This is a genomic window from Ruegeria sp. YKSE079 (genome assembly GCF_059612845.1).
In genome coordinates this window covers 1-14,386 of the sequence record NZ_JBXWRJ010000003.1, presented here as the reverse complement: position 1 = coordinate 14,386, position 14,386 = coordinate 1, and the positions used below count along the sequence as shown (strand labels likewise).

Below are 14,386 nucleotides of genomic sequence, written 5' to 3'. Positions count from 1 at the left end.
TCAGGTGTCCAGCTGACGTGACAGGATGGTTGCGAACTCGTCAGCAAAGGCCTCGTAGCCAGAAACGATCCGGTCGCTGTCGGCGCTTAGTTTGTTATAGAAGATCACCGCCGGAATGGCCGCCAGCAGGCCAAAACCCGTAGCCATCAGCGCTTCGGCAATCCCAGGCGCGACCACGGCCAGGTTAGTATTCTGCTGTTCGGCAATCTCGATAAAGGCGTTCATGATGCCCCAGACAGTTCCGAACAGGCCGATAAACGGAGCAGTCGAACCGACAGTGGCAAGAATTGGCAACCCCTTTTGCAGTGCTTCTGACTCCTTGGCGATCGCAACATCCATTGATCGGTCGATGCGCGCCTGTGCGCCCGCTATCATCCCGCCATCATTGCGATGAGAGCGGCGCCATTCGATCATCCCGGCGGCAAATATCTTTTCTGAACTGCCGTCCGGTTGCGGTCCTGTCTGATCAAAAAGTTCGTCGAGCGGATTGCCTGACCAGAAGGCTTCGTCGAAGTCCTCTGCTTCCGCCCGAGCTTTTCGGTAGTTGATCAGTTTCTGAATGATGATGGCCCACGACCAGAAGGACGCGAAGATCAACATCAACATCACCAGTTTCACGACAAAAGTTGCGCGGGCAAACAGCCCCCACATGGAGAAATCGATCTCCTGCGCCAGCGCCAGCGTCTCAGCTTCCATGAACCTGCTCTTTTTCTGCCTGAAGGGCCATTGTTTCGGCCTTGTTTTGGCGAACGCTAGCGTAGATCGGAATGAAATGCCAACAATACCACCTCTGTAGCAAAAAATGTTACAGCAATGCGCGAATCTCTGCCGGTAGGCGTACGGGCTTTCCAGCCGTATTCATGCAGACCGCTGTAACCATGGCCCGGAACACCTCTGTTTCGCCGCGCTTGACCGATTGGGACATGGTCAAGCGGACACCGGACAACGAAATCATTTCGGTCTCGACAACCAGTTCATCCTCAAATTTCGCCGTGGAAATATAGTCAGCCTCGATCCGACGCACGACCCAGACAATGCCCGCATCCCGCATGGCATTCTGGTCATTGCCCAACTGACGCACCCAGTCCGAGCGGGCCCGTTCAATGAACCGCAGATAGTTGGCGTGATAGACAATGCCCCCCATGTCGGTATCTTCATAGTAAACCCGGACAGGAAAGACATGCGTCATAGCGTTTGCTCTAGGCGGGCAAACAATCTCAGCGCATGGGAGCTGTCCCGCGCCGCCCCCGGCAAGACCGGATCATAAGCGGCCCGGATCAACGCGGCAACGTCGGGCCTCAGGATCGTTGCGTCACCCGCGATGGCCAGAGGGGACTGCGCACGAAAGGCTGTGTCGGACCACAACAGGATCGTCTGCACCACTTGGTTCAATGCAAGTGTTTCGGCAGGCATGTCGGACAATTGCTTGTCCATACGCAGAAATACAAATGCAGCCTTGATTGCACCGTCTTCTTCGAACCTAAACACCCGGTATTGGTTGGCCTCTGCCGTAACCAGCCGGTCGATTAGCAGTTTCAAATCGGGGATCAGCCGATCAAGATCCGGCACTTCAAGCAACTCTTCCCACTCGCGGAAGAAGAACACCATGCAATTGGCGCCCAACTCCGGATCCGTCTCGGCCATTTTGTGACCAGCCAACGCCACGACAGCCTCGAACGCACCCTTTACGACCGACAGGGTCTGGGCCTCGACCCCAAATACGATCGGAACGATCGGGCGTCCCCAACGGGCAAACAGAAATTCACCGCTTTCGCGCGTGAACAAGTTTTCGACGTCTTCTGGTGTCACAAGTACAACTTCTTATTTTCGGAATTACTCCCGCCGGAGGCATAATACATTGTGGCACAATGCTTCAACCAAAGAGGTCGCTTTGCCGCTTTGGCATCGGCATCCCCAAATGCGCCCAGGCCTTTTGAGCCAACATTCGCCCGCGCGGGGTTCGTTGGATCAGCCCTTGCTGCAAAAGGAATGGCTCGATCACTTCTTCCAACGAATCGCGGCTTTCCGAAAGCGCCGCTGATAGGGTTTCAATACCCACCGGGCCGCCGGAATAATTCTCGGCTATCAGCTTGAGATACCTTCGATCCGCTCCGTCCAGACCCAGATTATCCACACCAAGCCGGGTCAACGCCCCATCCGCCAGGTCGCGAGTGATCCGCCCGTCGCCTTCGACAACGGCAAAATCCACAACGCGACGCAGCAGGCGACCAGCAATCCTGGGCGTTCCGCGCGACCGCCGCGCAATCTCGCGCGCGCCGTCATGATCCGCAGGTGCGCCCAGTTTTCTGGCATTCCGTGTGACGATTTCGTGCAACTCGTCCACCGTGTAAAACTGCAGCCGCGTGGGGATTCCGAACCGGTCGCGCAGGGGGGTCGTCAACAAACCCATCCGCGTTGTCGCCCCGACCAGTGTAAACGGCTGCAACTCGATCCGCACAGTGCGCGCAGCTGGACCTTCACCTATCACTAGATCGAGTTCAAAGTCCTCCATCGCGGGATAAAGCACCTCTTCGACCGTCGGGTTGAGGCGATGAATTTCGTCAATGAACAGTACGTCGCGCTGTTCCAGATTGGTGAGGATTGCCGCCAGATCCCCCGCCTTGGCTAGAACCGGCCCCGAGGTCATGCGGAAATTCACCCCCAATTCGCGCGCAACGATCTGCGCTAGTGTCGTCTTTCCCAGCCCTGGGGGGCCGTGAAACAGGGTGTGGTCCATAGCCTCACCCCGCTGGCGAGCGGACTGAATGAACACGCGCAGATTGGCGCGCGCCTCGGCCTGACCGATGAATTCATCCAATCCCTGCGGGCGAAGGGCGCGGTCATTGTCCTCGGGCAAAGGCTCTGGGCGAAGAGTTGGATCAGCATCGACCATCAATCAGTCACCCTTTCGGAGCCAGAAGTTTCAGCGCAGCGCGGATCAGTTCCGCCTCCCCTGCATCCGAATTGTTCGCTGCAGCCTCAGCGACGGCGGCGGCGGCTTCTGACGGTCCATACCCGAGATTGGATAAGGCAGACAATGCCCCAGCGGTCGCTGCCGCGGCACCAACGGGCTGCTTTGGCAGTTTTTTCCCTGCCGGTGCAGGCTCGGCAATAGTCGGCTCGACTACTTCAGCAAAGGGCCCGTCCATCGCATCAACAACGGCCCCGCCCATAGCCATTACACCTGGGGCCTTGTCTTTCAGGTCCAAGACGATCCTTTGCGCCGTCTTCGGACCGACACCCTTGGCCGCCTTGACCGATGCCCAATCTCCAAGTGCGATTGCCCGGCTGACGCCATCCGGCCCCAAGGCTCCGAGAATGGCGAGCGAGACCTTGGCGCCGACGCCTTGAACCGAACACAACAAACGATGCCATTCCTTTTCGACCAAGGACATGAAACCATAAAGCTGCATCAGGTCTTCCCGCACCACCATATCGGTATAAAGAGCGACCGCTTCACCCGCTCCGGGCAGCGCCGCCATGGTCCGGTCGGAGCAGTAGACAATGTATCCGACACCGCGCACGTCGATCAAAATGTGATCCGCAGCCCGATAACCCAGCCGCCCCGTCAATTTTCCAATCATCCCCGCACCTTTTTCAACCGCACCGGTTGCGTCTTGCCGTAATAGGCGTGACAAATCGCAATAGCCAGCGCATCCGCTGCATCCGCACCTTTGGGCTGGCATCCGGGCAGTTGCAGTTTGACCATGTGCAAGACCTGTTCCTTTTCAGCATGCCCGACACCCACGACGGTCTTTTTCACCCGGTTCGGCGCATATTCCCCGACCGGCAACCCCGCTTGGGCCAAGGTGAGCAATGCCACACCTCGCGCCTGACCCAACTTCAGCGTTCCGGCCCCATCCTTGTTCACGAAAGTCTGTTCGATGGCAGCCTGATCGGGTGCATGGGCCGCAATCACCTCGACGATCTGATTATGAAGCGACAACAGCCTTTCACCCAGATCATCACCGTCGGAATGACACAGCCCATTCGCTACGTGGCTAAGACGACTGCCATGTGATTCGATGACGCCCCATCCCAGGGTACGCAGCCCCGGATCAATCCCCAGAATTCGCATATTCCGCCTCGGCCCGCTCGGGTTATTGATGCCTTTTTACCCCACTAGCACGAAACAAGAACATTCTCCAAGAAGTTTGCGTTCACGCACAAAAACGACATTGATGCCACACTCACGACTTCGGCGCTCAAATTCGACTTTTTGCGGTCTGGTTTCGACACACTGAAAGGGCGAAATTCACCAATGTTTCAAGGCTGTTTCACAGCATCAGACCATTGCAGAAACTGCATAGGACACATGCATTTTTCGCGCTTGTGGATACACTCTTACCTCACTAGATGCCCGGCAGATCGAAACAACGTACGATTCATTCTAGATAGAAGGAAACAGGATATGGCTGCACTGGACACCACCCGCACCACCACTGGCTCGTTCGGCCTCGTTGGCCGTATCGGCGAGCTTTTCGCAATGGTCATCAACACCTTTGTCGAATGGAATGACGCCCGCGTCACCCGTGACGCACTTTCCGGGCTGTCGGATCGTGAATTGGAAGATATCGGCATGTGCCGTGGCGACATTGATCTTGTTGCCAATGGTAAGCGCTAAGCCTGCCGCTCACATCCCGCCCCATTCTTTTCCCTCGGGGGCAAAACGAAAACGCCGCGTATTCTCCCAGACGCGGCGTTTTTCACTACTGGTCGCTGAATTTAGCGCAAAATCGACCCCAATTGAGTTGCAATCAATTCGGTGATGGGCTCGACCTGCATCACCCACGCACCAGCCTTCTCCACCGAAGTACCTTCGCTCAGACGCTCGACCCGGTCGCTGTATGATGCTTGCCCCAAGGCGGCCAAAAGAAAAGCCTTGAACACGAAAAAAGCGACCCCGAACATCACCAGCACTCGAAGCGGCAGCGCCGAGCGGACTCTGTGCGGTTTCATTACAATCAAACCATCCGAGCGCATTCTCGCAAAATAGCCGCGCGACATGGCTTGGTGCTTTTTATTCAAGCGCCTTACTCGTTGATCGAACTCCATTGGTTTATCAACCATTGCAGCCTCCGGGACTTCGCCCTCCTGTCCTCTAAGAGGTCAGGCTAGGCGCGAAATGCGCCGAAAGCATGGCGAAAACCGAAAAAACCCCGCAAACAGGCCTACTTTGCGCCATTTTTTGTTAAAGTGAGCGTCGTCCACTCACCAATTTCTTCTTTTTCCACTAAATTGGTTCCATTTTCGATATAGACGGACGCCACATCTTGTGCCTGTTCATTCAAAATACCCGATAATATGGCGTATCCTCCTGGCTGAAGGTTCTCCACAAGATCAGGCGCCAACGCGACTAGAGGACCTTTGAGGATATTGGCAAAAATCAACTCATAAGGCCCCACTGCCTTGAGTTCCGGATGGTCAAACCCGGCCGCCTCAAGGCACCGAACACTTCCCTCCATCCCGTTCGCGCGAAGATTCGCCTTGGCCACATCAACCGCGACTTCATCAATATCGCTGGCAAGAAAATCTCCGGACCAAACACGTGCCGCGGCCATAGCCAGAACAGCGGTCCCGCATCCGATGTCTGCGACCTTTGACGCTTCAAAGCCGTTTTCGACCAAGCGATCCAGCGCCCGCAAGCAACCGAGGGTTGTTCCGTGATGACCGGTTCCAAAGGCCATTGCCGCCTCGATCAACAGCGGAATGCTGCCGTCCGGCACCTTGTCGGCATCATGGCTGCCGTAGACAAAGAACCGCCCTGCCTCGACCGGGGCAAGTTCCCGGCGGACATGTGCAACCCAGTCAGTTTCGGGAAGCTCTGAAACAACAAAGGGATTTGCCCCGAACGCAGCCGATAGAAGCGCCAAGGCAGCAACATCTGGCTCTTCGGTAAAATACCCGCCAATCTCCCAAAGCCCCGATCCATCCTCGACTTCGAACACACCGACACCGGTCGGTTCGGGCTGCAGCCGCTCCATCGCCTCGCCAAGCTCTTCGGCTGCGGTTTTGCCGATCAATGTGGTCAATGCGGTATATGTGGGCATCAGCGTCTCCTGAATCTGTCTGCATGCGCGTAAGACCGTGGTGGTTCGAGGTCAAGGTTTGGCAATTTTTCCCGACCCAGCGACACTGTGAATCTCCACCCCCATGAAGCGGCGCCGATTCCCACGAAGAAACTGCACAAAGCTTGTGCGTAAATGACCCCAGACGAGCCATAGATCGAAGCCAGCCAAAGGGCGGCTGGTAAGGTCAGCACCATATCCCTTGTCCAGTTCGTCAGAGTTGCACGTCTGGGTCGCCCCAGGGCGTTGAACGCCGCATTCGAGACGAACAACATCGAAGCAAATACGAAACCACCTGCTCCCACATGGGTGAAAGCCTGAAGAACACCCTGCGCAGCCGCAGGCAGTTCAAACCATCTGGCAATGACCGGACTTGCCGAAATCAAAACAACCCACATCACCAGCGTATACCCCAGACCGAACAGGATCGAATCGCGATAGGTACTGCAGACCCGGTCATAGTACCGTGCCCCATAATTCTGACCAAAGATGCCACCGATCGCGCCTGCCAGAGAAAAGATGCCGCCGAAAGCGACCACCGTAAGCCGACCCACAACTGCCCACCCGGCCATGGCCTGGTCGCCGAACTGGGCCATGACCGACGTCAGTATGTAGTTGCCGGTCGGCGCCGCCAGTTGGGTCAGGATTGCAGGTATGGCGATCAGAAGGTAGGGGCGGGTTGTGCCTAGGCAATCACGCCACCTGAAACGTGCCAGAAGATCGTTCGAAATGGTCGCAAAATAGAGCGCCATGCCGAGCATTACGAACCGGAACAGAACCACTCCGGCGGCAGCGCCATCCAACCCCAACCCCAGACCATAGATCAGAATGGGGTCGATGATCATCGCAACGCCGCCGGACGCCAGAGTGACAGACATCGAACGCACGGCATCACCCTCTGCCCGCAACGCACCATTGGCGATCATCCCCGCGGCCATGATGCCCAAAGACGGCACGGTCATTGCCAGATAACGCGCTGCCAGTGCGGCTGTTTCGCCTTCGGCCCCGGACATGGCAACGATCTGGTGGCGGAACAACAGAATACCGAACCCTGTGACACTCTGGATCAAGAATGCCAAGGCCATCGTGCTGGTAGCTTGACGCCGCGCCAGCCCGCGCCGACCCTGCCCGATCCGGCGCGAAATCAGCGCGGTGGCCGCAATCATCAATCCGATGCCAACGCTGACTGACAGAAACTGGATTGCGAAGGCAAAGCCGATCGCCGCCATCAAACGAGGCTGGCCGAGTTTGGAAATCCAAAACAGATTGGCCGCATCCACCAGAAAGACAAATGTGATCCCGGCGGCACCGGCCAGAGTCATGCGCGCCACATGCCCCATCGTCGATCCGCTCAGGAACCGCCTTTTGTCAGACATCAGGCCTCACTCCGCCGGAGCCGGAGCATATTTTGAGAAAACCGTCTCGTTACCTGGTTCGGGATGGCGCGGGATCAACAGCGACAGGCCAAGCGATACCAGCGCCATCAAAGCGGCCAATCCGAATACCGCACCCGGAGACACCACCCACAAAAGACCCAGCAGCGCGGGTAGGAACACCGCTGCGATGTGGTTGATGGTAAAGGCAACTGCGGCAGTTGGCGCTATATCGGCGGGGTCGGCAATTTTCTGAAAGTAGGTCTTGAGTGCCAACGCCAGAGCGAACAAAACATGGTCGATCACGTAAAGGACGGCAGCCAGAACCACACCCCAACCGAACCAATAGATACCGCCGTAAGCTGCAAAGACCGTTGCCAAACCCAGGTATTCAAAAATCAAGGTTCGGCGTTCGCCGAACAACGCTACAGCCTTTCCCAGCATCGGAGCGACGGAGATATTGATCAGCAGGTTGATTAGGTACAGCCCGGTCAGTTCATGTACGTCGAAACCGAATTTTTCGACCATCATGAACCCGGCGAACACGATGAATATCTGCCGCCGCGCTCCAGCCATGAACTGCAACGCGTAGTACAGCCAGTACCGACGGCGTAGTATCAGCTTTTTTGTTTGTGGAGTGGGGGAGTCGAACTGTGGAAACGCCACAAGACAAAATAGCGCCATAATCGCGGTCATCCCGCCCGCGGCCATGAAAACCGTATTGTAGGACAAATCGAAACGATTCCAGGTCAGAACGATCAGGCCATACACGATCAAAGTTGCGGTGGAGCCTGTCGCCACCAGCCATCCCAAAACCTGCGGAGCTCGGTCTTTGGGCAACCATTGCAGTTGCAGCGACTGGTTGACCGTTTCGTAATAGTGAAAGCCGATCGAACTGAAGAGCGTTACGAACAGCAATCCTCCCAGGCTTGGGAACCATGCCGTCACCGCAGTTGCAGCACCCAAAAGCACAAGCGAGATCATCGCCAGCACCTGTTCGCGGATCACCATGATCACAGCGATTACCCCGATGGCCAGAAAACCCGGGATTTCACGCACCGTGTGCAACAACCCGATGTCGGCACCATCAAAATTCGCCGCCTCAATGACAAAATTGTTCAGCAGTGCGCTCCACGCGTTAAACGCGATCGGCATGGTCATGGCCATGACAAACAACAAGGTGACCGGGCGGCGCCAGAAAGGCAGATCGCGCGCATCTGACAAGGGGACGGGTTGCAGCATGAGATGTCCTCTACGCCCAATATGTCACCTTGGCGAGAGAAAACCTGGTTGCGCACATCTGATCTGCATCAATGCAGAGAATTGAATATCTACTTAGTTCTCATCCAAGCATGCGATGGAGTTTGCCATGGACCTTGTCAGCGTCGTCGAGCGGATCGGCGAAGCCCCAACCGCCGCTCTGTTCGGTCTGATTACCGGAATAACTTTTGGTGTCGCAGCGCAGCGTTCGCGATTCTGCCTGCGAGCCGCAACAGTCGAATTCGCCAGAGGACGGATTGAGGACAAGATTGCAGTCTGGTTCCTTACATTTTCGACGGCGGTCGTCTGGGTCCAATCCGCACAATTACTGGGTTTGATGGAGTCGGCCGACGCGCGCATGATGGCCGTTCCCGGCAGTTGGTCCGGAGCGATCATAGGCGGGCTTTTGTTTGGCGCCGGGATGGTTTTGGCTCGTGGGTGCTCGGGTCGTTTGCTGGTTCTGGCCGCAACAGGAAATTTGCGTTCAGTGGTTTCAGGGCTGATCTTTGCGGTTGTCGCCCAAATGACCCTGACCGGCATACTTTCCCCGCTCCGCGATCAGCTGGCCAGTTTGTGGATCACTGACGGCGGTCGCAATATGGACATGCTGACCGCGCTGGGGTTACCGCAATACGGTGGATTGATGTTAGGTGCGGCAATTGCACTTGTCGCATTGGCGCTATCGATCCGGCAAAAGATCGGTGTGTCCCGGTTGATCTTTGCGTCGGGAGTAGGGTTTTCAGTGGCTCTGGGCTGGGTACTGACCTACTCGCTTGCGCAAGTTGCATTTGAACCCGTGCAAATCGAAAGTGCGACATTCACCGGACCTTCGGCGCATACGCTGATGTTTTTTCTTGAACGCGATGCGGTCCTGGAATTCGACGTTGGCCTGGTTCCTGGCGTTTTCATCGGTGCAATGCTGGCCGCATGGCTGGCTGGCGAAATGCGGTTTCAGGCATTTGATGACGCTTTGACCATGCGCAAGGCGATGATCGGCGCCGCCTTGATGGGCTTTGGCGGAATGCTGGCCGGGGGCTGCGCCATCGGTGCGGGCGTTACCGGGGGATCGATCTTTGCCGGAACCGCATGGCTGGCCTTGTTCTGCATGTGGGTCGGGGCCATGGCGACCGACATGCTTGTCGATCAGAAATCCGGGACGGTGCCGATCTGATCGTCAATAGAAACTTTGCGGGTCAATATCGACTGCCAACCGCATATCTCCCTTGAGCCGTATCGGAGCAATCCATTTGGCAATTGCGTCTTGTAACGATGCGCCTTTGGGGGCCTTGACCAACAATCTCACCCTGTGCCGTCCCCTGATGCGTGCAATCGGGGCGGGTGCAGGGCCAAAGACCTGAGCGCCGATCTGACGTATGGCAAAGTCGTTGCGGGCCAAATCATTTCCAAGATCGAAGACCGGGCCAATCTCGGAACCTGACAGAATGATCCCCGCCATCCGCCCATAGGGCGGTACGCCCGCCGCCTGTCGCCCTGCAGCCTCGGCCTTCCAGAATGCCTCTTCGTCGCCCGCCAGAATTGCCCGGATCACCGGGTGTTCGGGTTGAAAGGTCTGCAACAGTGCCTGGCCCGGCCTGTCTGCCCGCCCGGCCCTACCTGCGACCTGTCGCATCAATTGAAAGGTCCTCTCCGCTGCTCTCAGGTCAGACCCCTGCAGGCCAAGATCAGCGTCGATGACGCCTACGAGTGTCAATTTCGGAAAGTTGTGCCCTTTTGCCACAAGTTGCGTACCAATAATGATATCGGCGTTCCCTTCGGCAATCTGTTCGATCTTTTCCTTCAGCGCGCGTGCGGACCCGAACAAATCGGAGCTCAGCAATGCGATCCGGGCATCGGGGAATGCCGCCGCGGCTTCTTCTGCCAACCGTTCTATTCCCGGCCCGACCGGTGCCAGCTTGCCGTCCACCCCGCAAGAAGGACAGACATCGGGCATCGGCTTGGTTTCGCCGCATTGATGGCACATCAGGCGTTTGAGAAAGCGATGCTCGACCATACGCGCATCGCAATGATCACATCCTATCTGATTGCCACAAGCGCGGCACAAAGTAACGGGTGCGTAACCGCGCCGGTTGATAAACAAAAGTGACTGTTCACCCTTTTCGATCCGTCTGATGACCGCTTGCCTGAGCGACGGTGAAATCCACGTCCCCGGCTGCAGCCGTTCGTCCCGCATGTCCAAAGATTTCATCTCGGGCAGGACCGCCTCGCCAAAGCGCGCTGTCAGGTCCAGCCGATCATACTTGCCTGCTTGAGCGTTTGCCCAACTTTCCAAAGAGGGAGTCGCGCTGGCCAGCACCACCCGCGCCCCGCAGATTGCAGCGCGCAGAACGGCCATGTCACGCGCATTGTAGAGTACTCCGTCCTCTTGCTTGTACGATGTGTCGTGTTCTTCATCGACCACGACTAGCCCAAGATCGCGAAAAGGTAGAAACAGCGCCGAGCGCGCACCCACAACGAGTTGCGCATCGCCCTGACCGACCATACGCCAGACACGGCGGCGTTCTGTCAGTGTCACGCCGGAATGCCATTCCGCCGGGCGGGTCCCAAAGCGCGCTTCGACGCGGGTAAGGAACTCGGCGGTCAAGGCGATCTCGGGCAACAGTACCAACGCCTGTCTTCCTAGTCGGACCGACTCGGCCACGGCCTCAAGATACACTTCGGTCTTGCCCGACCCGGTCACACCCTTCAGTAACGTCGTACCGTAATCGCCCGTCAGAATTGCTCGTTGCAATGTCCGTGCTGCGAAAGTCTGGTCTTCCGTCAGCACCTTGCCCGGTTTATCTGGATCGAGCATCGGGTAAGGCAAATCTCGAGGACTGTCCTCCTCGCGCACTGCCCCCTGTTTGACCAGCCCTTTGACAACCGAAGATGTCACCCCGGCCATCTCTGCCAATTCCCTCAACGTAAAGGCGAGGCCACCGTAGTCGCGCAAAACCTCCAAAACCCGCCTGCGCGCGTCTGTCAACCGATCCGGTTCGACATTGCCTGACCGATAGATCTTGCGCATGGATGGCGGATCCGCGAGACCGGGCGCACGCGTGGCCAGCCGCAGCATCGCGGGCATCGGCGTCAGTGTGTAATCTGCGGCGCGCGCCAGAAACAGGCGCATCTCTTCGCGCATCGGCGCCACATCCAGAACCCGGATCACCGAGCGTATCTTGGAGCGATCGAAATCGCCTCTGCCCGCCCCCCAGACCACGCCCAGCACCTTGCGCGGACCCAATGGAACTTCGACGAACGCACCCGGAAAGCAGCCACCTTCGGGCGCCTTGTAGTCCAGCGTACGATCAAGAGGCTGCGTGGTCAGAACCGCCACCAACTCGCCTTGGCCAAAGTATTCTGGTGCCCTCAAGTGTTTCCTTTCTCCGACAGGGGTTTCGGCAGGTGTTCCTTTGAGGTAAAGGCAAGCGCGACAGAGGCCAACCCATCAAAGGACTGCCCCATGAAATTCTTTGTAGACACCGCCGAGATCGATGCCATCGCGGAACTGAACGATCTGGGCATGGTGGACGGCGTGACCACCAACCCGTCGCTGATCCTGAAATCGGGACGTGACATTCTGGAAGTAACCCAGGAGATCTGTGATCTCGTTGATGGCCCGGTGTCGGCCGAAGTTGTTGCGACAAAAGCAGAAGACATGATTGCCGAAGGCCGCAAGCTGGCCAACATCGCGCCGAACATTGCAGTCAAAGTGCCGCTGACCTGGGACGGGTTGAAAACCTGTAAAACGCTGACTGACGAAGGGCAGATGGTCAACGTCACCCTGTGTTTCTCGGTGAATCAGGCGATTCTCGCCGCAAAGGCGGGTGCCACCTTTATCTCACCCTTCATCGGTCGCCTTGACGACATCAACCTTGATGGCATGGATCTGATTGCTGACATCCGCCACGTCTATGACAACTACGGCTTTGAGACAGAGATCCTTGCCGCTTCGATCCGCACCGTGAACCATGTCACTGAAAGCGCCCGGATCGGGGCCGACGTCATAACCGCGCCGCCCGCCGTGATCAAAAAGTTGGCTGATCATCCGCTGACCGACAAAGGGCTTGAAACCTTTTTGGCGGACTGGGCTAAGACTGGGCAGAAAATCCTTTGATACTTCCGCTCGTGAAGCGGAACCCCGGTTTTTACACATTCCCTTAACACCGGATTACACGGCGCAAGCGACTATCGAGTCTGGCAGCGTGTCTTGTGCGCGGCCAGGCCAACCATGCCCTCACATGCCCCCAAGCTTTCCACCGGAAACCTCTTTTGGTCGCGACTTAGCAGGAAGCAGCACGCCTTGGCTGCATTTCAACCACAGGGCGATTTCGATTTCACGGTTTTGCCTCGATTTTTCCTAAGCAAAGCCGAAAGGCCGTGCTATAAACCGCATCAACACAAAAACACGGACAAATCATGAGCAGAGAAGCGAAACTCGAAGACAATCTGCGCGCCGCGATCCTAGCGAAACCCGACGTTGTTCTGGACGACAAGGATCTGATGCAAGCACTGGTTGCGGCCAATGAACGCGCCATGGGCGAGAACATCATAGACTTGCGGTCCATAGCAATGGAGCGTCTGGAAGCCCGCCTCGACCGGTTGGAAGACACGCACCGTTCTGTCATTGCTGCCGCTTATGAAAACCTCGCAGGAACCAATCTGGTGCATCGCGCCATTCTTCGGCTGCTGGAACCATCCGATTTCGAAGAGTTCCTTGGGACCCTTGGGGGTGACATAGCCGATATCCTGCGGGTAGACGTCGTCACACTTGTCCTCGAGTCCACGCTTGATGGAACCGATCCGGTTCTTTCGCGGCTTGGCGACGCATTGAAAGTAGTCGAGCCGGGTTTTGTCGATACCTATCTCGGTGGTAATGCGCGGCGCGCAACCCGACCGGTAACACTGCGTCCGATAACATCTTCTGCACAGAAGATCTTTGGAGATCAGACCATGCGACTGAAATCCGAAGCGTGCCTCAAGCTTGATCTGGGAACCGGACGTCTTCCTGGTATGATCGTGATGGGTTCCACCGATCCCCGCCATTTCACTCCGCAGCTTGGCACCGATCTCCTGTCATTTTTTGCCAGCGTATTCGAACGCTCGATGCGCCACTGGCTGTCGTGAGCCTGATATCTCCAGCCTGCCGAGACGCACTTCAGCGCTGGCTGGAGAACCAGAAAGCCCTGGCCGGACATTCCGAAAACACCCTGATTGCCTATCGCGGAGATGTGGTTGATTTCCTGTCCTTCATGACATTGCACCATGGGCAATCCGAAGGGCTGGCACCCATCGCAAGGATATTAGTCTCGGACATGCGTGCATGGATGGCGCACCAACGGAGTGAAGGCGTCGGTGCCCGGTCGCTTGCGCGCAAACTGTCTGCAGTCAAGACATTCTATCGCTGGCTGGCAGAGCGCGAAGGGTTTGAACCCAGCGCCGTTCTATCCACACGCGCACCCAAATTCACCAAAAAGCTTCCCCGCCCGCTTGCTGAAGACGCCGCTCGCGCCATTATCGACACTGTCGAACTGCAGTCCGAAAAGGATTGGATAGCGGCCCGCGATGTGGCGGTTGTCACTTTGCTCTATGGTTGTGGCCTTAGGATCTCCGAAGCTTTGTCTTTGAAGGGAATGGACGCACCCTTGCCGGATACGCTTCGGATCACCGGCAAAGGCGGGAAAGAAC

Annotated in this window: 16 protein-coding genes; 5 read left to right on the top strand and 11 right to left on the bottom strand. The window is 57.0% G+C overall.

Features of this window, described 5'->3' with window-relative positions; all coding sequences use genetic code 11:
- The 6 genes from tolQ to ruvC form a co-directional block, all read right to left on the bottom strand.
- Nucleotides 1-696 carry a protein TolQ gene (gene tolQ, locus AC2FMY_RS03330; protein WP_496745879.1) on the bottom strand — a complete coding sequence of 232 codons (696 nt, stop codon included), beginning with the start codon at nucleotides 694-696 and terminating at the stop codon, nucleotides 1-3.
- Between the two features lie 109 nt (nucleotides 697-805).
- Entirely contained in the window at nucleotides 806-1,189 is a 384-nt protein-coding gene (gene ybgC, locus AC2FMY_RS03325; protein ID WP_480748005.1) for a tol-pal system-associated acyl-CoA thioesterase, read from the bottom strand.
- Nucleotides 1,186-1,809, bottom strand: a complete 624-nt coding sequence (locus AC2FMY_RS03320) for a hypothetical protein (protein WP_496745881.1) — start codon at nucleotides 1,807-1,809, stop codon at nucleotides 1,186-1,188. The genes ybgC and AC2FMY_RS03320 overlap by 4 nt, the downstream gene beginning before the upstream one ends.
- A 64-nt stretch (nucleotides 1,810-1,873) precedes the next feature.
- Nucleotides 1,874-2,893: a Holliday junction branch migration DNA helicase RuvB gene (gene ruvB / locus AC2FMY_RS03315; RefSeq protein WP_480748007.1), complete on the bottom strand. Its 1,020-nt coding sequence runs from the start codon at nucleotides 2,891-2,893 to the stop codon at nucleotides 1,874-1,876.
- Between the two features lie 7 nt (nucleotides 2,894-2,900).
- Nucleotides 2,901-3,584, bottom strand: a complete 684-nt coding sequence (ruvA, locus tag AC2FMY_RS03310; protein ID WP_496745883.1) for a Holliday junction branch migration protein RuvA — start codon at nucleotides 3,582-3,584, stop codon at nucleotides 2,901-2,903.
- A complete protein-coding gene (gene ruvC / locus AC2FMY_RS03305; protein ID WP_480748009.1) occupies nucleotides 3,581-4,078 on the bottom strand; it encodes a crossover junction endodeoxyribonuclease RuvC in 498 nt (165 codons plus the stop codon). Before ruvC ends, ruvA begins: the two co-directional genes overlap by 4 nt.
- Before the next feature lie 333 nt (nucleotides 4,079-4,411).
- Between ruvC and AC2FMY_RS03300 the strand changes: the two genes are divergently transcribed.
- On the top strand, nucleotides 4,412-4,624 hold the full coding sequence (locus AC2FMY_RS03300; RefSeq protein ID WP_480748010.1) for a DUF1127 domain-containing protein: 213 nt from the start codon (nucleotides 4,412-4,414) through the stop codon (nucleotides 4,622-4,624).
- 101 nt (nucleotides 4,625-4,725) lie between these two features.
- On the opposite strand, the gene AC2FMY_RS03295 is transcribed toward AC2FMY_RS03300, so the two are convergent.
- From AC2FMY_RS03295 to AC2FMY_RS03280, 4 genes are all read right to left on the bottom strand, one after another.
- Nucleotides 4,726-5,070, bottom strand: coding sequence for a hypothetical protein (locus AC2FMY_RS03295; protein WP_496745884.1), 345 nt, complete (start codon nucleotides 5,068-5,070; stop codon nucleotides 4,726-4,728).
- A 101-nt stretch (nucleotides 5,071-5,171) separates the two neighbouring features.
- Nucleotides 5,172-6,050: a 50S ribosomal protein L11 methyltransferase gene (locus tag AC2FMY_RS03290; RefSeq protein ID WP_496806983.1), complete on the bottom strand. Its 879-nt coding sequence runs from the start codon at nucleotides 6,048-6,050 to the stop codon at nucleotides 5,172-5,174.
- Nucleotides 6,050-7,444 (bottom strand): MATE family efflux transporter, encoded by a 1,395-nt coding sequence (locus AC2FMY_RS03285; RefSeq protein ID WP_496806982.1) that lies wholly within the window; start codon nucleotides 7,442-7,444, stop codon nucleotides 6,050-6,052. Before AC2FMY_RS03285 ends, AC2FMY_RS03290 begins: the two co-directional genes overlap by 1 nt.
- A gap of 6 nt (nucleotides 7,445-7,450) precedes the next feature.
- Entirely contained in the window at nucleotides 7,451-8,683 is a 1,233-nt protein-coding gene (locus AC2FMY_RS03280; protein WP_496745890.1) for an MFS transporter, read from the bottom strand.
- A 127-nt stretch (nucleotides 8,684-8,810) separates the two neighbouring features.
- Between AC2FMY_RS03280 and AC2FMY_RS03275 the strand changes: the two genes are divergently transcribed.
- Nucleotides 8,811-9,872 (top strand): YeeE/YedE family protein, encoded by a 1,062-nt coding sequence (locus AC2FMY_RS03275; RefSeq protein ID WP_496745892.1) that lies wholly within the window; start codon nucleotides 8,811-8,813, stop codon nucleotides 9,870-9,872.
- A gap of 3 nt (nucleotides 9,873-9,875) precedes the next feature.
- Here the strand turns inward: AC2FMY_RS03275 and AC2FMY_RS03270 are convergent, their stop codons facing one another.
- Nucleotides 9,876-12,071: a primosomal protein N' gene (locus AC2FMY_RS03270; RefSeq protein WP_480748016.1), complete on the bottom strand. Its 2,196-nt coding sequence runs from the start codon at nucleotides 12,069-12,071 to the stop codon at nucleotides 9,876-9,878.
- A 90-nt stretch (nucleotides 12,072-12,161) separates the two neighbouring features.
- Between AC2FMY_RS03270 and fsa the strand changes: the two genes are divergently transcribed.
- The 3 genes from fsa to AC2FMY_RS03255 form a co-directional block, all read left to right on the top strand.
- Nucleotides 12,162-12,815, top strand: a complete 654-nt coding sequence (fsa, locus tag AC2FMY_RS03265) for a fructose-6-phosphate aldolase (RefSeq protein WP_480748017.1) — start codon at nucleotides 12,162-12,164, stop codon at nucleotides 12,813-12,815.
- Nucleotides 12,816-13,117: 302 nt separating this feature from the next.
- A complete protein-coding gene (locus tag AC2FMY_RS03260) occupies nucleotides 13,118-13,825 on the top strand; it encodes a DUF484 family protein (protein WP_496806981.1) in 708 nt (235 codons plus the stop codon).
- Nucleotides 13,822-14,386, top strand: a 565-nt coding sequence (locus AC2FMY_RS03255) for a site-specific integrase (protein ID WP_496806980.1), incomplete at its 3' end; no start/stop codon positions are given. The genes AC2FMY_RS03260 and AC2FMY_RS03255, both read left to right, overlap by 4 nt.